Source organism: Rhodoferax sp. P1_F3 (assembly GCF_056405715.1).
On record NZ_JBFUBO010000008.1, the window covers coordinates 41,373 to 60,432 of the forward strand.

Annotated in this window: 17 protein-coding genes; 3 read left to right on the forward strand and 14 right to left on the reverse strand. The window is 63.7% G+C overall.

The window, feature by feature from the left end:
- Positions 1-2 precede the first annotated feature (2 nt).
- The 12 genes from AC1DZ5_RS14095 to AC1DZ5_RS14150 all read right to left on the reverse strand — a co-directional run bounded on the left by AC1DZ5_RS14095 (position 3) and on the right by AC1DZ5_RS14150 (position 14,822).
- On the reverse strand, positions 3-755 hold the full coding sequence (locus AC1DZ5_RS14095; protein WP_477890060.1) for a hypothetical protein: 753 nt from the start codon (positions 753-755) through the stop codon (positions 3-5).
- On the reverse strand, positions 752-1,855 hold the full coding sequence (locus AC1DZ5_RS14100) for an electron transfer flavoprotein subunit alpha/FixB family protein (protein WP_477890062.1): 1,104 nt from the start codon (positions 1,853-1,855) through the stop codon (positions 752-754). Before AC1DZ5_RS14100 ends, AC1DZ5_RS14095 begins: the two co-directional genes overlap by 4 nt.
- The gene (locus AC1DZ5_RS14105; protein ID WP_477890064.1) at positions 1,852-3,744 is read right to left on the reverse strand and encodes a (Fe-S)-binding protein; all 1,893 of its coding nucleotides are present in this window, start codon (positions 3,742-3,744) and stop codon (positions 1,852-1,854) included. The genes AC1DZ5_RS14100 and AC1DZ5_RS14105 overlap by 4 nt, the downstream gene beginning before the upstream one ends.
- A gap of 1 nt (position 3,745) precedes the next feature.
- Entirely contained in the window at positions 3,746-5,806 is a 2,061-nt protein-coding gene (locus AC1DZ5_RS14110) for an oxidoreductase (protein WP_477890066.1), read from the reverse strand.
- 23 nt (positions 5,807-5,829) lie between these two features.
- The gene (locus AC1DZ5_RS14115) at positions 5,830-6,363 is read right to left on the reverse strand and encodes a DUF5943 domain-containing protein (protein ID WP_477890068.1); all 534 of its coding nucleotides are present in this window, start codon (positions 6,361-6,363) and stop codon (positions 5,830-5,832) included.
- Positions 6,364-6,387: 24 nt separating this feature from the next.
- Positions 6,388-7,260 carry a glycine betaine ABC transporter substrate-binding protein gene (locus AC1DZ5_RS14120; protein ID WP_477890070.1) on the reverse strand — a complete coding sequence of 291 codons (873 nt, stop codon included), beginning with the start codon at positions 7,258-7,260 and terminating at the stop codon, positions 6,388-6,390.
- Between the two features lie 78 nt (positions 7,261-7,338).
- Positions 7,339-8,310, reverse strand: a complete 972-nt coding sequence (locus AC1DZ5_RS14125) for a dipeptidase (protein WP_477890072.1) — start codon at positions 8,308-8,310, stop codon at positions 7,339-7,341.
- A gap of 12 nt (positions 8,311-8,322) precedes the next feature.
- On the reverse strand, positions 8,323-9,591 hold the full coding sequence (gene glyA, locus AC1DZ5_RS14130) for a serine hydroxymethyltransferase (protein ID WP_477890074.1): 1,269 nt from the start codon (positions 9,589-9,591) through the stop codon (positions 8,323-8,325).
- A gap of 15 nt (positions 9,592-9,606) precedes the next feature.
- Positions 9,607-10,248: a sarcosine oxidase subunit gamma gene (locus tag AC1DZ5_RS14135; RefSeq protein ID WP_477890076.1), complete on the reverse strand. Its 642-nt coding sequence runs from the start codon at positions 10,246-10,248 to the stop codon at positions 9,607-9,609.
- A complete protein-coding gene (locus AC1DZ5_RS14140; RefSeq protein WP_477890078.1) occupies positions 10,241-13,243 on the reverse strand; it encodes a sarcosine oxidase subunit alpha family protein in 3,003 nt (1,000 codons plus the stop codon). Before AC1DZ5_RS14140 ends, AC1DZ5_RS14135 begins: the two co-directional genes overlap by 8 nt.
- The gene (locus tag AC1DZ5_RS14145) at positions 13,240-13,548 is read right to left on the reverse strand and encodes a sarcosine oxidase subunit delta (RefSeq protein WP_477890080.1); all 309 of its coding nucleotides are present in this window, start codon (positions 13,546-13,548) and stop codon (positions 13,240-13,242) included. The genes AC1DZ5_RS14140 and AC1DZ5_RS14145 overlap by 4 nt, the downstream gene beginning before the upstream one ends.
- Positions 13,549-13,562: 14 nt before the next feature.
- A complete protein-coding gene (locus tag AC1DZ5_RS14150) occupies positions 13,563-14,822 on the reverse strand; it encodes a sarcosine oxidase subunit beta family protein (RefSeq protein ID WP_477890082.1) in 1,260 nt (419 codons plus the stop codon).
- Positions 14,823-15,028: 206 nt separating this feature from the next.
- Between AC1DZ5_RS14150 and AC1DZ5_RS14155 the strand changes: the two genes are divergently transcribed.
- Positions 15,029-15,508 carry a hypothetical protein gene (locus tag AC1DZ5_RS14155; protein WP_477890084.1) on the forward strand — a complete coding sequence of 160 codons (480 nt, stop codon included), beginning with the start codon at positions 15,029-15,031 and terminating at the stop codon, positions 15,506-15,508.
- Positions 15,509-15,522: 14 nt separating this feature from the next.
- Here the strand turns inward: AC1DZ5_RS14155 and AC1DZ5_RS14160 are convergent, their stop codons facing one another.
- Both AC1DZ5_RS14160 and AC1DZ5_RS14165 read right to left on the reverse strand, forming a co-directional pair.
- Positions 15,523-15,924, reverse strand: a complete 402-nt coding sequence (locus AC1DZ5_RS14160) for a nuclear transport factor 2 family protein (RefSeq protein WP_477890086.1) — start codon at positions 15,922-15,924, stop codon at positions 15,523-15,525.
- 233 nt (positions 15,925-16,157) lie between these two features.
- Positions 16,158-17,519: a HipA domain-containing protein gene (locus tag AC1DZ5_RS14165; protein ID WP_477890088.1), complete on the reverse strand. Its 1,362-nt coding sequence runs from the start codon at positions 17,517-17,519 to the stop codon at positions 16,158-16,160.
- 240 nt (positions 17,520-17,759) lie between these two features.
- Between AC1DZ5_RS14165 and AC1DZ5_RS14170 the strand changes: the two genes are divergently transcribed.
- Positions 17,760-18,107 carry a hypothetical protein gene (locus AC1DZ5_RS14170; RefSeq protein ID WP_477890090.1) on the forward strand — a complete coding sequence of 116 codons (348 nt, stop codon included), beginning with the start codon at positions 17,760-17,762 and terminating at the stop codon, positions 18,105-18,107.
- 61 nt (positions 18,108-18,168) lie between these two features.
- Positions 18,169-19,032 (forward strand): BRO-N domain-containing protein, encoded by an 864-nt coding sequence (locus AC1DZ5_RS14175; protein ID WP_477890092.1) that lies wholly within the window; start codon positions 18,169-18,171, stop codon positions 19,030-19,032.
- Positions 19,033-19,060: the final 28 nt, after the last annotated feature.

Genomic DNA, 19,060 nt, shown 5'->3' on the forward strand with positions numbered 1-19,060 from the left:
TCCTAGAAATTGACGAGTGCATGGCGGCGCAGGTAGTCCAGCAGAACCTGCGCCTTGAGTTCGGGGGTGCCGGTGCTAACCACGGTGCCGCCGCCAGACGGCGAGTCGATCGCGCCCAGCATGCGGGCATGGCCGCTTTGGGCCACCTTGGCTTGCAACACGGCGCGGCGTTTGCTGCGGGGTACCAGCGTATTGGCAATGGCGGGGGCCTGTGCCGTCGCGGGTGCAGTGGTCCGGAAAATGCGCCCCGCTGTTTTGTCTGCCAGGGCGTAGCGTACCGTGGCCGGTGCTGCCTCGCTGATGGCCAGTACCGCAGGGGCGGTGACCTTTAGGCGGCGGCGTGCGCCCTTGGGCAGGGCCTGGGTCACGATCCAGTGCGTGCCATGGTCTTCAATCGCCACCACCTGGGTGAGCACCGGGCGGTTCAGGGCCGCACCCAGTTGGAACGGCAGCAGGTTGCCCCCCGCCTCTTCTGCGCTGCGGGTCCCGGTCAACACCCACGGCACTTCCTTCAGCGGGGACAGCAGCGCCGCACACACGTCAGCGTCGGTGGCTATCACTTCGATGGAGCGTGCACCTTGGGCCAGGTAGTCGCGGGCCACAGCGTCACCCAGAGCGCCGGCGCTCAGCAGCTGCACATCGCTGCCTGGGATGGCCAGTGCCACGGCAACAGCTTTGGCGTCGGCCGGGCTGCGGGTGGGCTGGCCACTCACGGGGTGCTGTCTCGCGGCTACCAACACGGTCACGCGGCTCATGCTTTCTCCTTGCCTTGACGTACCAATTGCAGCAGGGCCTGCATCAGCGCGGCGCTGTCTTCGACCAGGGTGAGGTCGGCGCGTTTGGTCATGGGGGCGGAGGCGTCGGTGTTTACGGCAATCACATGGCGGCAATCCTTGATGCCTTGCAAGTGTTGTACCGCGCCCGAAATGCCCAGCGCGAGGTAGGTCGATGCGCTCACTGTTTTGCCGGTGGCCCCCACCTGCTGTGCGCGGGTGAAGCGGCCATCGTCCACCGCCACGCGCGATGCGCCTACCGCGGCCCCCAGGCTACGGGCCAGCTCGTGGAACAGGGGCACGTTCTGCACGCCATTGCCGGCCGCGGCGATGAAGTCCGCTTCTTCCAGCGCCAGGGACTGGGGGTCGCCGACTTGCACGCCCAGGTCTTCGACTTGGGCGCGGGGCGCGTTCACCCATGCCGGGGCCTGCGCAGCCAGGCCCAAGCCTACAAACGGTAGATGGGTTGAGGCGGTTCCCTTTCCCAGCAGCAAGACGACCGTGTGGGGCTGCACGCGGTCATGGGTGGGGCTTGCCGGCGCGCGTGTCTCGCGTGCGTTGATCTCTGCCACACCACAGCTAGCCGGCAAACCACTGGCAGCGGCGAAGCGCCGGCCCAGTTCTCCATCGGCGGAGTGGTCGGCAAAGAACCAGTGCTGCACGCTCATCTGCGTCTGCAGCGTCTGCAGCCAGGTGACCGCGGCCTCTGGCTGGTAGTGGCTGGCGTCAAAGTCCGTCGCGCACAGCACGCGGTCAGCACCCAACGCAGCGGCATCGTCTTTGCAGGGGCCCAGGGCCAACAGCACCACCTCGGTGGCGGCATCGGCCAGGATGGCGGCCGCTGCCAGTGCTTGGCGCGCGCCATCGCCTAGGGCGCCGCGTTCGGTGTGGGTGACCACCACATGGGCGTGTCTGAATGGGCCCTGGCTGCGCACGGCTTTGTGGGCGTCGTGCGCCGCTTGCAAGCGCGCGGCACCGCGCTCGCCTTCGGTACTGCCCAACACAATGCGGCGCAGCCCCTGGGGCGTGAGGATGGCGGGGCGGCGTGGGTCGACGCGGCGTACCGCAGCGGGCGTGTTCATACAGCCTCCACAGCGTGGGCCACGAGTTCGGCAATGTCGCGCACCTCGGGGCGTGGGCCCACCACGCCTTCGAGCATGGCGGTGCATTGCGGGCAGGCCACGGCCACCACGGCAGCGCCCGTGGCTTTGGCGTCTGCCATGCGGATGTCGGGAATGCGGGTACTGCCCGGAATGTCGGTGAACGGCGCGCCACCGCCGCCGCCGCAGCAGCGGCCGCGTACCCCATGGCGTTCCATTTCCACGACCTTGATGCCGATGCCCTTGAGCACGGCGCGGGGAGCGTCCACCTCTTGGCCATAGCGGCCCAGGTAGCAGGGGTCGTGGTAGGTCAGGCTGTCCACGCCGGCACTGCGGGTGGCTTTCAGGCTGCCCTTGGCCATCAGATCGGCCAACAGCTGGGTGTGGTGCAACACCGTGAAGTGACCGCCCAGCGAGGGGTATTCGTTCTTGAGCAAGTGAAAGAGGTGCGGGTCTGCAGTGACGATGCCTTTGAAGTTGCGTGCCTGCAGGGTAGCCATGAGCTGCCGGGCCAGGCGTTGGAAGCCTGCCTCATCGCCCAGGCGGCGGGCCAGGTCGCCCCCGTCGGTTTCTGCGGCGCCCAGCAGGGCAATCTTCAGATTGGCCTTTTGCAGTGTCTTGATGAAGGCGCGCAGCGTGCGCTGGTAGCGCATGTCAAAACCGCCTTCGCCCACCAGCACCAGCCAGTCGGTAGAGTCGCCGGCCGCCAGCACCGGCACGTTGAGATCCGCCGCCCAGTGGTGGCGTGCGCTCAGCGGGAAGCCGCCCACGGTGTCGGTATCGCGCAGGTTGTCCAGCGCTTCGTTGCCCTTGTTGGGTACTACGCCGCCCACCAGGGTCAGGTGGCGGCGCATGTCGACGATGCTGTCCACATGCTCGATCAGCATGGGGCATTCCTGCACACAGGCGCGGCAGGTGGTGCAGGACCACAGGGTGTCGCTGTTGATCAGGCCGCCCACGATGGGCAGCTGGGGTGCACCGCTGTGTTGACCGACGGGTTGACCGGGGTAGGGGCTGCCGGCATAGGCTGCATCAGACGTGCCACTCATGCCCACCACCAGGTCCTGGATCAGCTTCTTGGGGTTGAGGGGCTGGCCTGCGGCGAAGGCAGGGCAGGCGGCCTCGCACTTGCCGCACTGCACGCAGGCATCAAATGACAGCAGCTTGTTCCAGGCAAAGTCGGCGGGCTTGCCCACGCCCATGTCATCGGCCGTCAGGGTGAGCGGGCGCAGAGCGGTGGCAAAGCGCTTTTCAGCCGGTGTGCCAAAGCGTTCTGGCCTTGGGTGCAAGCCCAGATGCAGCAGGCCAGCCACCGCGTGTTTCATGGGGCCGCCCAGGCCTATGCCCAGTGCCAGCTCGGCAGCGCCTGCGGCAAAGGCCAGGCTGATGAGGCCCGCCAGCCACGGGGCGAGCGCGGTGCCGGTGAGAGCCACTGCCGATGTGAGGCTGACGGCCAGAGCAAACAGCAGCAGGCTGAAGGGCAGGCGGCTCCAGGGGCCGCGCGAGAGGCGGGCCGGTGCCGCGCGACGGCGCCAAGCCATGGCGCTGGCGCCCGCCACCATCAGCACGCCGGCGAAGAGCAGCGCGCCATCGAGCACCCGCAGGTACAGGCCCAGGCCGTAGTTCACGGCGATGAGCGCCAGCGCCAGGATGGCACCGCCGGCCACACCCACGTGAGCCCGGGCAACGAAGGGTTCACGCGCCACGACGTCATGCAGGTCGACAAAGTAACGCTTCGGAATTTGTAGCAGCCCGCGCATATCTACCGAGGGCTGGCGGCCTTTTTTCCATATAAGTGCGCGGCGGGCCAGGCCCCAGCCCAGCGCCAGGACTGCAAGCCAGAAAACCGTGCTGACGAGCTGGGGCAGCATCTCAGAAGTCCTTGCACAGACGCAGCGCGTCGTAAATGGCGGCGTGGATGTTGTGCATGGAAATGCAGTCGCCTACGCGGTAGAGCAAAAACTGGCCGTTGCCGGTGGTTTGGCTCAGTGCCGGTTGGGGCAGGGCGTCGAACAGCGCGTCCAGGTCGGTCTGCCCCTTGTTAAGGGACAGGGGTTTGAGCTGCCAGTAGAGGCCGTCGTTCGGCAAGATGCCGTTTTCCACCACCACCTGGTCCACGGCGCGCTCTTCCAGCACTTCGGTGTATTCGTTCTTCAGCACCGCGATCAGCTTGTCGCCTTCGCGGTAGACCTTTTCCAGCCAGTGGTTGGGCGTCTGGATGACGCCGTTGGCATAGAGCTGGCGGTAGAAGATGGGGAAGGTGGTGCCGCCGGTGTCATCGGCCACTTTCACATCGGGGGTGACGATCTCTACCTGCTTGCCACGTGCGGCGATGAAGTCGGCCACGCCGGTGCCGGCGTGGGTGCTGATGCTGTCGTACACCAGCACGTTCTCGCCGGGTTGCACGGCGCCGCTCAGGATGTCCCAGCCGCTCACGCACAGGCCCTCGGCGGCGCCCCAGGCCGGGGTCTGGCCTGTGTGGGGCACGCCGCCGGTGGCCAGCACCACGATGTCGGGAGCCTCGGCCTGGATCATCTCCATGGTCGCGGCCACACCCAGGCGGCGGTCCACGCCCAGGCGCACGGTTTCCATGTCAAACCAGCGGATGATGCCGGCCATCTGTTCGCGCTTGGGTGGCTTGGCAGCCAGGTTGACCTGCCCGCCGACCAGCGTGTTTTTCTCAAACAGCACCACGTCGTGGCCACGTTCGCGAGCCACGCGGGCCGCTTCCAACCCGGCCGGGCCAGCGCCCACCACCACCACCTTGCGGCGTGGGCCGGCGGTTTTTTCGATCACGTGGGGCATGGTCTGCTCCCGGCTGGTGGCGGCGTTTTGCACGCACAGCACGTCCAGGCCGTTGTACTGGCGGTCGATGCAGTAGTTGGCACCTACGCATTGCTTGATCTGGTCTTCTTTACCGTCGCGGATCTTGATGACCATGTGCGGGTCGGCAATTTGCGCGCGGGTCATGCCCACCATGTCCACCATGCCAGTGGCCAGGATGCGCTCGGCCTGCGAGGCGTCGCGGATGCTCTGCGCATGCATGACCGGCACCTTGGACACGGACTTGATGCCGGCGGCCAGGTGCACAAAGGGCTCGGGTGGCAGTGCCATGGGGGGCATGCAGTTGGCCAGGGTGTTGTGGGTGTCGGCACCGGAGCCGACCACGCTGAGGAAGTCGATCAGACCGGACTCGCTCATGCCCTGGGCAATGTCCTTGGCCATGTCGTGGTTGATGCCGTCTTCATGGAATTCGTCGCCGCACATGCGCATGCCCACGCAGAAGTCGGCCCCCACCTGCTCGCGGATGGACTGCAGCACCTCCATGCCGAAGCGCATGCGGTTTTCCAGGCTGCCACCGTATTCGTCGGTGCGGTGGTTGACGCGGGGACTCCAGAACTGGTCGATCAGCTGCTGGTGCGCAGCCGAGATTTCAATGCCGTCCAGGCCGGCGTCTTTCACGCGTTTGGCGGCCCGGCCGTAGTCGGCCACGATGCGGCGGATCTCTTCGATCTCGATAGTCTTGGCATTGCCACGGTGCACCGGCTCACGGATGCCGGAGGGGCTGACCAGGTGTGGCCAGTCGAAGCCGTGCCAGGCGTTGCGCCGGCCCATGTGGGTGGCCTGGATCATGATCTTGGCGCCATGCTTGTGCATGGTCTCGGCCAGCTTGGCCAGGGAGTCCACCACCGAACTGTTGGCCAGGTTGATGGAACTCCACCACGACCAGGGGCTGTCGCGCGACACCGGGCTGGAGCCACCGCAGATGGCCAGGCCGACGCCGCCCTTGGCTTTTTCTTCGTAGTAGCGGATGTAGCGCTCCGACGCATGGCCGCCTTCGGCATACACCTCGGCATGCGCGGTGCTGACGATGCGGTTGCGCACCAGAACCTGGTTCAGACGGATGGGCTCAAACAAGTGCGGGTAACGCATGGCGGGTGTCGGGCGAGGTGGGGTTAGAGAGGGCGAACGGTGAAGATGCAGTGCGCGTGGCCTTCGGCGGCGCATAGGGTTTCTTCGCTGGTGGTGCGGATGGCGGAGCCGCTGGTTTCCAGCACCCAGTCCATGGCACCGGAGAACCAGCCGGCAAACAGGTAGCAGACCTTGCTGTGGTTCACCGGCACACCGGCAATGCCCTGGGCCAGCACAAACACCGAGTGTTCCAGCTTGACCGTGGCGTGGCCTGTGGTGGCGTCTGCCGATGTGAAGGAGAACAAGCCCCAGCCGCGCTGGGACAGGCGTTTGAGGTAGTGCTCATACACCGCCATGCTCGAGAGGCCATGGGTGGCGGCTTCCTTCTGGCACCAGAAGTAGGCCGAGCGGTAGCCAGCCTTGTAGAGCGCTGGGGCATACACCTCCCGACCCACCACGGCTTCGGTTTCCACATGGTTGTTGACGAAAAAGTGCCGGGGCACATAAATCATCGGCAAACCGTCGGTGGTCCAGACGCCGGTGTCTGCGTGAACGTCAATGGGGAGTTGGGGGTGCATGGTCTTACCTCAATCGCGTCAGTCTTACAGCCAGCTGGAGACGCGGGCCGCGTTGTCGTTCATCCACTTTTCAGCGGCTTCGGCCGGCTTGGCGCCGCCTTCGACGGCCAGCATCACAGCGCCGATTTCTTCTGGCTTCCAGGAGAATTTCTTCAGGAAGGCCACCACCGCAGGCGCCTTGGTGTTCAGGCCGGGGTTGATGACGCTGTCCACATGCTCTTCGGCGCCGTAGATGGTCTTGGGGTCGGCCAGGAAGCGCAGCTTGTACTTGGCGAACATCCAGTGCGGGATCCAGCCCGTCACGGCAATCGACTTGTTGGCGCGGTAGGCGCGGTCCAGCTCGGCGGCCATGGCAGGGCCGGAGCTGGGTTGCAGGCGCATCTCCAGGCCGTAGGCCTTGATGGCTTCCTCGGTTTTCTTCATCACGCCGGCACCGGCGTCGATGCCAACGATGCGGTTGTCAAAGTCCGCACGGTGGGCGTTCAGGTCCGCCAGGCTGGTGGCCTTGACGTAGTCGGGAACGATGAGGCCGATCTTGGCGCCGGGGTAGTTGGCACCGACGATCTGTACCTTGTCCTTGAAGTTGGCCAGGTAGGCCTCGTGGGTGACGGGCAGCCAGGCGGAGAGCGTCATGTCGATGTCGCCGCGGGCCACGCCTTGCCACATGATGCCGGCGGCCAGGGGAACCAACTCCACATTCATACCCAGCTTGCTGCGCATGATGGCCGCGGCCAGGTTGGTGGTGGCGACGCTGTCAGACCAGCCGTCGACAAAGCCAATTTTCAAAGTGGGCTTGGCCTGCGCAAGTGCAGCGCCGCCGGACATGGCCAAGGCGGAGAGCCCCAGCGTTTGGGTGAGAAATTCACGACGCTTACGCGGGGAGAACGAAACGGTCATAGCAGCTAACTCCTGGTGGGGTGGGGGGGAAGAACGGAAGCGGAACGGGAGATGGGGTTGTCGGGATGGTTGCCGGGCTCAGGCGCCCCAGACCTGGTCGAAGAACTTCATCCAGTTGGCACCCAGTACCTTGGTGATTCGGGTGTCGGACCAGCCGGATTGCTGCATCGTGGCCGTGAGGTTGGGGAAGTCGCCAATGGTGCGAATGCCTTCGGGATTGATCACCTCACCGAAGTTGGTCAGGCGGCGCCAGCGGCCTTTGTCATGCGTCAGCATGTCGAAGAACTCGTGGCCGTGGCCCTGGGTGAAGTCAGAGCCCAGGCCCACACAGTCTTCGCCCACGATGTTGATGACGTAGTCGATCGCCTCGACGTAGTCGTGCACGGTCGACTCATTGCCGCGCTTGAGAAAGGGCGAAAACATGGTCACGCCGATGAAGCCGCCGTGGTCGGCGATGAACTTCAGCTCTGCGTCGCTCTTGTTGCGCGGGTGGTCCTTCAGGCCCAGGGGCAGGCAGTGGGTGTAAGCCACGGGCTTGGTGGAGGCCAGGATCGCCTCTTCCGAGGTCTTGCTGCCCACGTGCGACAGGTCGACCATGATGCCCACGCGGTTCATTTCTGCGATGACCTCGCGGCCGAAGCCGGAAAGCCCGCCATCTCGCTCATAGCAGCCGGTGCCCACGAGGTTCTGCGTGTTGTAGCAGAGCTGGACCACGCGCACACCCATGTCGTGGAAGGCCTCGATGTAGCCGAGGTTGTCCTCAAAGGCATGGGCGTTCTGGAAGCCGAGCACGATGCCGGTCTTGCCATCGGCCTTCGCTTGGACGATGTCCGCTGTGTTGCGCGCCAGGGTCACGAGGTCGCTGTTGTCGCGGATCAACTGTTTGAGCTGGGCGATGTTGTCCACCGTCTTTGGGAAGTCCTCCCACACGGAGACCGTGCAGTTGGCGGCTGCCAAGCCGCCTTTTTTCATGTCCTCAAAGACACTGCGGTCCAACTTGGCGATGATGAGGCCGTCGATGACGATGGAGTCCTGGTGCAGATTGCTCATGGTGCGTGTCCTTTATGCGTACAGAGGAAAGCGGGCAGTTAGGGCTTTGACGCGGGCATAGACCGAGGCCTCCAGGGTGGCATCACCTTCCGGTTTGGTCTTCAGGCTGTTGAAGACTTCCAGCATCAGGCGGCCCACTTCTTCGAACTCGGCCACACCAAAACCGCGGGTGGTGCCCGCAGCGGTACCCACGCGGATGCCGGAGGTGATGGTGGGCTTTTCGTCGTCAAACGGAATGCCATTCTTGTTGCAGGTAATGCCAGCGCGCTCCAGCGCCACTTCGGTGGTGTTGCCCTTCAGACCCAGGGGGCGCAGGTCAACCAGCAGCAGGTGGTTGTCGGTGCCACCGGTGACCAGGTCCAGGCCACCGGCCTTGAGCACGGCACCCAAGGCCTTGGCGTTGGCCACGACTTGTTGTGTATAGGTCTTGAAGCTGGGTTGCAAGGCTTCGCCAAACGCTACTGCCTTGGCGGCAATCACGTGCATCAGCGGACCACCCTGGGCACCGGGAAACACGGCGGAGTTGATCTTCTTGGCGATCTCGGCGTCGTTGGTCAGGATCACGCCACCGCGCGGGCCGCGCAGGGTCTTGTGGGTGGTGGAGGTGGTGACGTGGGCATGCGGCACCGGGCTGGGGTAGACGCCGGTGGCGACCAGGCCGGCCACGTGGGCCATGTCCACCATGAGCAACGCGCCCACCTTGTCCGCAATCGTGCGGAAGCGCGCCCAATCAATGGTGCGGGGGTAGGCCGAGAAGCCAGCGATGATGAGCTTGGGCCTGTGTTCGACGGCCAGGGCTTCGACTTCGTCGTAGTCGATCAGCGAGTCTTCGCGGCGCACGCCGTACTGCACGGCCTTGAACCATTTGCCGGAGAGGGCCGGTTTGGCGCCGTGGGTCAGGTGGCCGCCGGCAGACAGGGCCATGCCCAGCACAGTGTCGCCGGGCTGCACCAGCGCCAGCATGACGGCGGTGTTGGCCTGTGCACCAGAGTGCGGCTGCACGTTCGCAAATTCAGAGCCAAACAGTTTGCACAGGCGTTCAATGGCAAGGGTCTCCACCACGTCGACATGCTCGCAGCCGCCGTAGTAGCGCTTGCCGGGGTAGCCCTCGGCGTATTTGTTGGTGAGCACCGAGCCTTGGGCTTCCAGCACGGCTTGAGACACGATGTTCTCGGAGGCGATAAGTTCGATCTGGTCACGCTGGCGTTGCAGTTCGTGGTCCATGGCGGCGGAGACGGCAGGGTCTGCCTCAGCGACTCCGGTGGAGAAAAAGTGGTTCATGGGTGTGTCTCGTTCTTATGCGGTAAGCAGGGGGGTGAACACCGGGTCGGCCACCACGGCCGGTGCGGCGATGCAGGGGTGGTAGGGCTTGGCCGTGCGCTCGATCAGGCGCCACAGGTAGTCCGCAAAGCTGCGGCGGAACACCAGCAGCACGCCGGTGGCATCGGTGCGAACCACGGTGACGGAGGTTTTGGACATCACCGTGCTGGCCACCGTGCCGACAGCCTGGCTTTCAAAGTCGTAGGGGCCGAGCTGGCGCAAGAGGGCCAGGTGTTCGGGACCTGCTATGCGCAGGGTGGTGAAGCCTCCGCTGTTATCTACTACCTGGGCGAACAGGCCTTTCAGGGCCGCCGTCAGTGCGGCCAGCATGGTATCGCGCTGGCTGCGAGGGCAGACCAGCAGCCATTCGTCGGGCGAGAGCCATAGCACTGCCCCCTCGGCGGCGTGCAGCACCTGGCGCGGTTGCACCGGGAGGCTGTGGCCGAGTACGGAGGCCACGCCCTGCATGAAGGCACTGTCATCGGCCTTGCCGCGTAGCACGATGTAGCCCAGGTGGGGCAGCTCACTGAAGACCACGCGGTTCAGGGCCGAAGGCGGAACGGCCTGCGCATCAAGCCCGAAGGCATGCAGGGGGGATTGCAGGGTGGGCTTAGACATTTTGGCGATCACCTTTCACATCCACAAACACGCTGCCTGACACCTTGACCGGCGTGACCTTGCCGTGGGCATGCACGTGCAGGGTCTGGTCTTTGCGTTCCAGCCCACCGGCCACCACCGCCATGGCGATGGTGCGGCCGAGAAAGGCGCTGTAGTAGCTGGAGGTCACGTGGCCCAGCATCTGGTTATGGCCATGGGGGTGGGCCATGGCGCTTTCCATGATTTGTGCGCCCTCGATGAGTACAGCGTGGGGGTCTTGCGGCAGCAGGCCGACCAGTTGCTTGCGCCCGGTGCGGGCGGTGTCGCTGCGCGCCAGTGAACGCTTGCCCAGGAAGCTGAAGGGCTTTTTCATGCCCACGGCCCAGGCCATGTCCAGATCCAGCGGACTCATGGAGCCGTCAGTGTCCTGGCCCACGATGATGAAACCCTTCTCGGCCCGCAACACGTGCATGGTCTCGGTGCCGTAGGGGGTGATGTCGAACTCGGCGCCGGCGGCCATCACGGCCTCCCACAGGGCCTGGCCGTAGCCGGATTCGACGTTCAGCTCATACGACAACTCGCCCGAGAAGCTGATGCGGAACACGCGGGTGGGCAGACCACAGACCGTGCCAGCACGCCAGTCCATGAACTTGAAGTTCTCGGGCGACAGGTCGATGTCCGGGCACAGCTTGGCCAGCACGGCGCGGGCCTTGGGGCCGACCAGGGCCACGGTGGACCAGTGGTCGGTGACCGAGGTCATCCAAACCTTGAGCTCCGGCCATTCGGTCTGGTGCCAGCGTTCCAGCCAGTTCAGCACACGGGCGGCACCGCCGGTGGTGGTGGTCATGTAGAACTGGTCGGGCTCGATGCAGGCGGTCACGCCGTCATCCATCACCATGCCGTTTTCATCCAGCATCAGGCCGTAGCGGCACTTGCCCACGGCCAGTTGGCTCCAGGCATTGGAGTAGATGCGGTTCAGAAATTCGCGGGCGTCCGGGCCATCGATCTGGATCTTGCCCAGGGTGGAGGCGTCCATCACCGCTACGCCGTTACGGGCAGCCAGGCATTCGCGGTTGACGGCCGCATGCATGTCTTCACCGGGCTTGGGGAAGTACCAGGGGCGCAGCCATTGGCCTACGGGCTCCAGGGCCGCCTGGCGCGCCACGTGCGATGCATGGATGGCGGTGTAGCGGCTGGGGTCAAAACACTCTTCGCGCATGGTGCCGGCCAAGGCGCCCAGGCTCACAGGGGTGTAGGCGGGGCGGTAGGTGGTGGTGCCGACCTCGGACACGGGGCGCTTGAGCGCGCGGGCCGTGATGACAAAGCCGTTGACGTTGGAGAGCTTGCCCTGGTCGGTACCGAAGCCCAGCGCGGTGTAGCGCTTGACGTGCTCAATGGAGTGGTAGTTCTCGCGCACGGCCAGTTCAATGTCGGCCGAGCTGACGTCATTCTGGTAGTCCACAAAGGCCTTGGCCCCCGCGCCTTCCGCCTTGCCATCAGGCAGGCGAAACATGGGGCGGGCCGCCAAGCGCAGGGGGCTGGCGCATGTGGGTACGACCAATGTGGTGGGCTTGCCCAACACAGACACCACGTCTTGCATGGCGCGGGTGGTTTGGGCCAGGGCATCCGCCAGCTCAAACGTGCCGGTCACGGCGCCCACACAGGCCACGCCCTTGCGGCCCGTGCGCGGCACCACGAAGGCGGCCACAGATTCGTCCCACACCGGGCGTCCACCATCGTGGCAGAACAGGTGCACTGTGGGAGAAAGACCGCCCGAGCTGAGCACAGCGTCGCAGGCCAGCGTGGTGCCTGGACCGGCGGCTTCGTCGCGCTCGGCATGCAGAGGCAGCAAGCGCACGCTGCTAACCTCGCCGCGCCCATGGGCCTCGGCGATGCCGTAGCCGGCCATCACGGTGTAGCGGTTGCTGCGGGCCTTGGCGCCGTGGCGTACATCGGCCACCGTGACGTTGGCGCCCGCACTGGCCAGCAATTCGGCTGCGTCATGGACCAGATCACTGGTGCCGCACAGCACGATGGCTTTGCCCACCAGCACGCCGTAGCGTTGCAAGAAGGTGTGGCCGGCGGAGACCGTCATCACACCGGGCAGGTCGTTGTTGCCGAACACCAGCGGGCGTTCGATGGCGCCTGTGGCCAGCACCACATGGTGGGCGCGGATCTTGTGCAGCCGGTGGCGGGGCATGTCGGCATTGCGCTGCGTGGGGGCCAGGTGGTCTTGCACCAGTTCCACGGCTTGCACCAGGTTTTGCTCGTACATGCCGAAAGCGGTGGTGCGGGTCAGCACCGTGACGTGTGGCATGTCTTGCAACGCCGTGTGCACCGCGCGGATATACGCCTCGCTGTTGCGCCCGTCGATCTGTGCCGTGGTGTCGGACAGCAACCAGCCACCCAGCTCGTTTTGCTCATCCAGCAGCAGGGTTTTGAGTCCGGCCTGACCGGCTTGCAACGCTGCCAACAGGCCGCAGGCGCCGCCACCGACGACCAACACATCGACGTGGTGGTGCAGGTGGTCGTAACGCTCGGGATCGGCCTCGGTAGGGGCGCTGCCAAAACCGGCGAACTTGCGGATCACGGTTTCATACAGTGGCCAAAGCTTGCGGGGCCACTTGAAGGTCTTGCTGTAAAAGCCGGCGGGCATGAAACGTGAGCCCTGGCCCAGCACGGATTTCAAGTCAAAGTCCAGCGAAGGCCAGCCCGACGTGGGGTTGGCGACCAGGCCGTCGTACAGCTCGGCCTGGGTGGCCTTGATGTTGGGCACGGTGAGCGCGCCGGTGCCTAGCTGCACCAGGGCGTTAGGCTCTTCGGCACCGGCGCCGATGATGCCGCGGGGCCGACCGTACTTGAAGCTGCGGGCCATGCGGCGCACGCCGTTGGCAAGCAGGGCGGAGGCCAGCGTGTCGCCGGGGTGGCCCGTGTAGTCGCGGCCCTTGAAACTGAAGCGGATGGTTTGCGCGGTGTCGATGCGCGTGCCAGCCAGGGAGACGCGGGTGCCGCTCATGCTTTCACCTCACGGTCCAGGTCGGCCAGGTACAGGGGCTTGGCGTCGGCCAGGGTCCAGGTGCCGGCAATTTCGTAGGTGGCGGTGTTGCGCTTCACCGCCAGCACCTTGCGGCAAGCGGCCGTGTGTTGCCACTGCTCCCAGAACCAGCCTTTGGGGTTTTTGCGGAAGAATACGTAGTCACCCCAGGTGGCGTCGTCCACCGCTTCGGGTTGGGCGGGGSGGGGGATGTAGGCTTCACCGGCGTAGCTGAACTCTTCTTCGTCCCGCAATTCGCCGCAGTGGGGGCAATGCATTAGAAACATGGTGGTCCTGAGGATTAGTGGGCAACACCGGCAGCGCCGTGTTCGTCAATGAGGTGGCCGGTGTGGAAGCGGTCTACGGAGAAGGCCTTGGAGAGCGCATTGGCCTCGCCCTGCGCGAGCATGTCGGCAAACACATGGCCGGAGCCGGGTGTGGCCTTGAAGCCACCGGTGCCCCAGCCGCAGTTGAAGAACAGGCCCTGTACCGCAGTTTTGGAAATAATCGGGCAAGCGTCGGGCGTGACATCCACAATGCCGCCCCACTGGCGGTTCATGCGCACACGGGAGAACTGCGGGAACATTTCAATGATGGCCGCCGCCGTGTGCTCGATGACGTGCGGGCTGCCACGCTGGCCATAACCGAGGTAGCTGTCGATGCCAGCACCGATCACCAGCTCCCCCTTGTCGGACTGGCTCAGGTAGCCGTGCACGGCGTTGGACATGATGACGGTGTCAATCACGCGCTGCATGGATTCGGACACAAAGGCTTGCAGTGGGTGGCTCTCCAGCGGCATGCGCAGCCCGGCCATCTTGGCCAGCACCGAGGAGTGGCCGGCGGCCACGCAGCCCACGCGGCCGGCTTTCACATAACCCAGGTTGGTTTGCAGGCCGCGGATCTGGCCGGCCTCGATGTCCATGCCGCTGACTTCGCAGCCTTCGATCAGGTCCACGCCCAGGCGGCTGGCGGCACGGGCAAAGCCGCGGGCCACGGCATCGTGGTGGGCCACGCCGGCGCGGGGCTGCCAGCTGGCACCCAGCACGGGGTAGCGGCGGCTGGCGCTGCAGTCGAGCTGAGGGATTTTCTCCTGCACTTCTTTGGCATTGAGCACATGGGCATCAATGCCCTGCAGGGCGTTGGCGTTCACGCGGCGTTCGATGTCGCGCATGTCCTGCAAGGTGTGGCCCAGGTTGAACACGCCGCGCTGGCTGAACATGACGTTGAAGTTCAGGTCTTCGGTCAGCCCTTCCCACAGCTTCAGCGAGTGCTCGTAGATGGCTGCGGATTCGTCCCACAGGTAGTTCGAGCGCACGATGGTGGTGTTGCGCGCCGTGTTGCCGCCGCCCAGGTAGCCTTTTTCCAGCACGGCGATCTTGCCGATGCCGGGGTGGTTTTTGGCGAGGTAGTAGGCCGTGGCCAGGCCGTGCCCGCCGCCGCCCACGATGACCACATCATACGACGGCTTCAGGGCCACCCGTTCCCATGCGGGTTCCCAGGTGGTGTGGTTTTTGAAACCGTGCTTGAGCAGGCTCCAGAGGGAGTAGTGTTGGCCGCGCATGAAGTTTGTGGTGGTCCAGGGAAACTGTCTTGGCGCTATTGTTTTTCTTCAGGCGTGTACGACCTTGCGCCCGGAAGACGAAGTTTTGTCCAAATCCGACATTGCACGTTTGTCGTGCGTGCGTCCAAAATGGCGCGTTGCTGCGGCGCACCATCGTGGGTGTTTCGCTGGAAATGCAGGTGTGTCTGCCTGCATACTCATGCGCCATGAACTTGAACGAATTCGACAACAAAGTACAGGAGCCTCGGCTCTGGAGCAGTGACGGCTGGACCGCCCGGGTCATCAAAAACGAGGACGACGACGGCTGGGCTGTGGCCATGACCAAGGATGGCCAGGCCGAACCCGCGCTGGTCGGCCCCTGGACCATGGGCCGCGACAAGAAGAACCCCAAGCCACTGGATGGCAATGCTTTCAGCACGTTGGTCAAAACTGCCAGTGAATTTGTGCGCCGCAGCGAACAGCAGCTGCATGCCACGCTGCATCAGAGTATTGCAGTGACGGTGGGCGCGGCCCGCGTGACAGTGTGCCTGGACATCACACCGGACGAAGACAACCCGTCCGCCCTGCTGAGTGCCCGCAGCGAGGGCGACGACCTGCTGGCCGAGGTGCGCGTGGTGCCCTCGTTCAAGCTCAGCCGCAGCAGTGCCGTGGCGTGGGCGGAGAGTGGTTTTGCGAAGCCGCGCTAGATAGCGCTACGCCGTTAGTGCCGGGTGTGTGTGGCCTCGGCCGGCGTTTCGGTGTGCATGACGCACTGCCAACGCTTGCCCTTCTGGATCCAGGTGGACGAGTCGTGCATTTCCTGGGTCAGCGGTTTGCCCAGTCCGGGGGCGACGATTTCCTGCTTTACCCCGTAGGTCACGATGGCGGTAGTGTCATCGGGGAAGACCACCTCCACATCGCTCAATTTGAACGATGCGACGGTCATGGTGGCCTTGCTGGCCATCTTGCGGTAGCCCGCATGGTCAAACTTGAAGGCGCCCTGGGCGCTGACCATCAGGGCGGGTTCGTTCAGCAGTGCCACGGCGGTGTCAGTGTCCTGGTCCACCATGGACTGCCAGAACTTGGTTTCCAGGTCGATGAGGGTTTGGCTGGATGTAGGCATGTTGCGCTCCTTTCGGGATAAGAAGCACATGGTCCGCCCAAACCGGACCGCCTTCCATAGGCCTAGGCGGGGTCTGCCGGTAGGACTTGGCCTACAGCAGAGGCGCAGTCGCAGTTGTTGTCATCGCAGTGGAAGGCGGCTTTGCCAAACCGAAATATGTATGAAATACGGCGCTAGCCCCCATGGAATATGCGCAAGCAGCTCCTGAAATAGGAGCGATTTGTCGCACTCGCCTAGCCCGCGCGTGGTCCTTGCGGCGCGCGATTCTGTTGGAGTAGGTCCGCATTGTCAGCACAGACAGTACGCAGTGCCGCGCTGACAGCGGGCAGGCTGGCGGCCCGTTCCCAATAGTGGTTTGCCCAAGTGCGGACTGTGACTGCCAGCGCTGCATGGCCAGCAGGTTGGGCTTGGGGCTGCAAGGGCCTGGCTTCCAGCTCACCGCTGTGCACGCCAGGGCGCCACATCATGGGCAGCATGTCGTAGACCGGTGTGGGCGCCAGAGTGGGGTGCAACAGGTCGTCCACAAAGAAGGACAGGTTGCCGAAATGCATGTCGGTGTTGCCTATGTACTGACCAAACAGATAGGCGCTGGCCACAGATTGCACATGGGCTTGGGTCAGCCGCTTTTGTTCTGCCAGTGCTTCGCAGGTGGCAACCCAGTGCTGGCGTGGCGCGGGGACGAAGGCGTCGTGCAAAGCGCTGGCAGGTACTACGTGGCGCTTGCCCTCCAGGCCCACACGGTCAAAGCGTTCAGATATCAGGTAAGTGCGTTCGCTGGATTCCACGATGGTGGTGGGGGCTACGGCGATACCGTTGTCCGCCAGCACGGTCAGCGCCAGGTGTTCCAGATGCAATAGGTCGTGCCAGCGTTCGCCAAACGGTGTGCCACGCGGCGGGCTGAACTTGACGATGAGATGTTTGTGTTGTCCGTCTGGCGTATCCACCTCGGTCAGGAATTTGGGTTGCTCACCGCCAGCGCTGGAGGCGGCGGGCAGGGTTTGGGTGACCGCACGCGCCAGCGTGTCAAAGTGCGCGGCCTGGTCGGACGCAACTCCTGGGGCCTCGTCCACGATGCGACCCCTCGTTTCCCCCAGATGCAGGGCCCCCGGCGGGTCGCCCGCGTGGTTGGCGGCCATGTACAACACCTGTTCGGTGCGCCAGTGGTCGGGATCACCGGGAAAGTCGGGCCGCAGGCGCGTGAGCTGTCGGCCCAGAAAGCCCTGGGGGCGCAGGGGCTGCAGAAACCAGGGCAATTGGCCAGGCGCACTCAACCAGTCAGCACCTTGGTGGGCGCGCACATAAACCTGACCGCTTTGCAAAAAAACCAGGCTGCCAAAGGTTTGCAATTGGCCGTCAGGCGTTGTCCATGTGAGGGTTTGCTTGGCAGGCAGCCCCAAAATAGTCTGCACCAGCGCATAACGTGTACTGCGGGCTGCACCCAGTTTGCAGACCTCCGTGCCCAACTTGTTCAGCGCCAGTGAAATGCTGGGCTGGCTCTTGCCTGTGGCGGCCTGGAGTTGCTGCGCCGTGAACGTGCCACCCTGCGCCAACAAGGCGCGGAGGTGTTCCGCTAGGGCAAGTGCAGGGGCATTCATTAATAGATACTTTTTTGTAAGTGTCTATCAGTAAACAAGTTTTGTCAAAATAGATATTTATTTACTAATTTATAAAAAGTGTCTGGCTGTGGCTGATAAAAAACAGCGGCGCGGCGCCATGAATGTTTTGTGCTGTTGGCACTTTGAGCAATGTTTTCTTCATGCCGAATTGTGAAATCAGCGTTTCGCCAACACCGTCGGACGCCCGCGAGTGCTGTTGTACAGTGCAGAACATCCACAGTGCAAATGCTGTATCGGTTGGGCATTTCGCGACGAATCCTCGGTGAAGCAAAGATTCATCATGGTCCGAAGTACCACATTGATGGAGTGGGGCAACTGTTGGGATACATGACGGGCCGGGAGCTTCGGGGCCTGATGGTGATCTACATGCGTGATGCAAATGGCTCGGGACTCATGAAGAAGGTTCGTGACACCATGGATGAGGAGAAACCATCAGATCAACAGGGGCTGACCAAGCCGCACGTACTGAAATGGGCCTTCGATTCCAATCATTTGCATTCCTGTGGGGACAGCATTCGAGTTAGTCACGTTGCATGCAATTTGTATGTTGACGGAGGTTCTAAGTGACCGCGAACCTGCGAACTGGCAATGCGTTCGAAGTCGACCTTTCCGAAATAGGGTGTTTGCAATGAGTGAGCCGAAAGACCACCCCGAAGCGCGCGTGGCGCTTTTTCAAAGCCGCGAGATCCGCCGCACCCTGCACAACGATGAGTGGTGGTTTGTCATCACAGACATCATTGCCGCGCTGACGGATGCCGCAAATCCGTCGGATTACTGGAAGAAGATGCGCAGGCGCGACCCCGATTTGAGTCTGGACAGCCAAGGGGGGGGACAAATTGACCCCCTCCTTGCTCTGGCGTTTGAGACGGCGGGCGGGCGACAAAAACTCCAATGCTGGAACACACAAGGCATCTTCCGCTTGATCCAGTCTATCCCCAGCCCCAAGGCCGAGCCCTTCAAGCGCTGGCTGGCCAAGGTGGGCAAAGAGCGCCTCGACGAGATTGAAAACCCCGAGTTGGCCATGGGCCGCATGCAGGAGCTCTACGAGAAGAAAGGTTACCCCAAGGAGTGGATCGACAAGCGCCTGCGCGGTATTGCTGTACGCCAAGACTTGACCGACGAATGGAAACAGCGTGGGGTAAGCAACAGCCAAGAATTCGCCATCCTGACCAACGAAATCATGCACGGCACCTTTGCTCTGAAGGTGGACGAGTACAAGCAAGTGAAGGCGCTAGCGCGCGAGAACTTGCGCGACCACATGACCGACATAGAGTTGATCCTGACCATGCTGGCGGAGGCGACCACCACCAAGCTGCACCGTGACCGTGATTCCATCGGTATGGCACCGCTAAAGAAAGACGCTAAAGATGGCGGCGCAGTGGCCGGGCGTACGCGCAAAGATATTGAGAAACAGACTGGTAAGCCGGTGATCTCCAAGGAAAACTTCAAGCAGTTGGCGATTAAGAAGACGAAAAAGCTGAAGGGTGATTAGGGTTGGGCCGAAGTCAAAGCCACCCCAA

Bases quoted from the DNA above. Each gene is read 5' to 3' on its own strand.
- AC1DZ5_RS14105 (WP_477890064.1), bottom strand. From the start codon at position 3,744: ATGCTGCCCCAGCTCGTCAGCACGGTTTTCTGGCTTGCAGTCCTGGCG.
- AC1DZ5_RS14120 (WP_477890070.1), bottom strand. From the start codon at position 7,260: ATGACCGTTTCGTTCTCCCCGCGTAAGCGTCGTGAATTTCTCACCCAA.
- AC1DZ5_RS14100 (WP_477890062.1), bottom strand. From the start codon at position 1,855: ATGAACACGCCCGCTGCGGTACGCCGCGTCGACCCACGCCGCCCCGCC.
- AC1DZ5_RS14165 (WP_477890088.1), bottom strand. From the start codon at position 17,519: ATGAATGCCCCTGCACTTGCCCTAGCGGAACACCTCCGCGCCTTGTTG.
- AC1DZ5_RS14175 (WP_477890092.1), top strand. From the start codon at position 18,169: ATGAGTGAGCCGAAAGACCACCCCGAAGCGCGCGTGGCGCTTTTTCAA.
- glyA (WP_477890074.1), bottom strand. From the start codon at position 9,591: ATGAACCACTTTTTCTCCACCGGAGTCGCTGAGGCAGACCCTGCCGTC.
- AC1DZ5_RS14135 (WP_477890076.1), bottom strand. From the start codon at position 10,248: ATGTCTAAGCCCACCCTGCAATCCCCCCTGCATGCCTTCGGGCTTGAT.
- AC1DZ5_RS14125 (WP_477890072.1), bottom strand. From the start codon at position 8,310: ATGAGCAATCTGCACCAGGACTCCATCGTCATCGACGGCCTCATCATC.
- AC1DZ5_RS14115 (WP_477890068.1), bottom strand. From the start codon at position 6,363: ATGCACCCCCAACTCCCCATTGACGTTCACGCAGACACCGGCGTCTGG.
- AC1DZ5_RS14155 (WP_477890084.1), top strand. From the start codon at position 15,029: ATGAACTTGAACGAATTCGACAACAAAGTACAGGAGCCTCGGCTCTGG.
- AC1DZ5_RS14150 (WP_477890082.1), bottom strand. From the start codon at position 14,822: ATGCGCGGCCAACACTACTCCCTCTGGAGCCTGCTCAAGCACGGTTTC.
- AC1DZ5_RS14095 (WP_477890060.1), bottom strand. From the start codon at position 755: ATGAGCCGCGTGACCGTGTTGGTAGCCGCGAGACAGCACCCCGTGAGT.
- AC1DZ5_RS14140 (WP_477890078.1), bottom strand. From the start codon at position 13,243: ATGAGCGGCACCCGCGTCTCCCTGGCTGGCACGCGCATCGACACCGCG.
- AC1DZ5_RS14110 (WP_477890066.1), bottom strand. From the start codon at position 5,806: ATGCGTTACCCGCACTTGTTTGAGCCCATCCGTCTGAACCAGGTTCTG.
- AC1DZ5_RS14160 (WP_477890086.1), bottom strand. From the start codon at position 15,924: ATGCCTACATCCAGCCAAACCCTCATCGACCTGGAAACCAAGTTCTGG.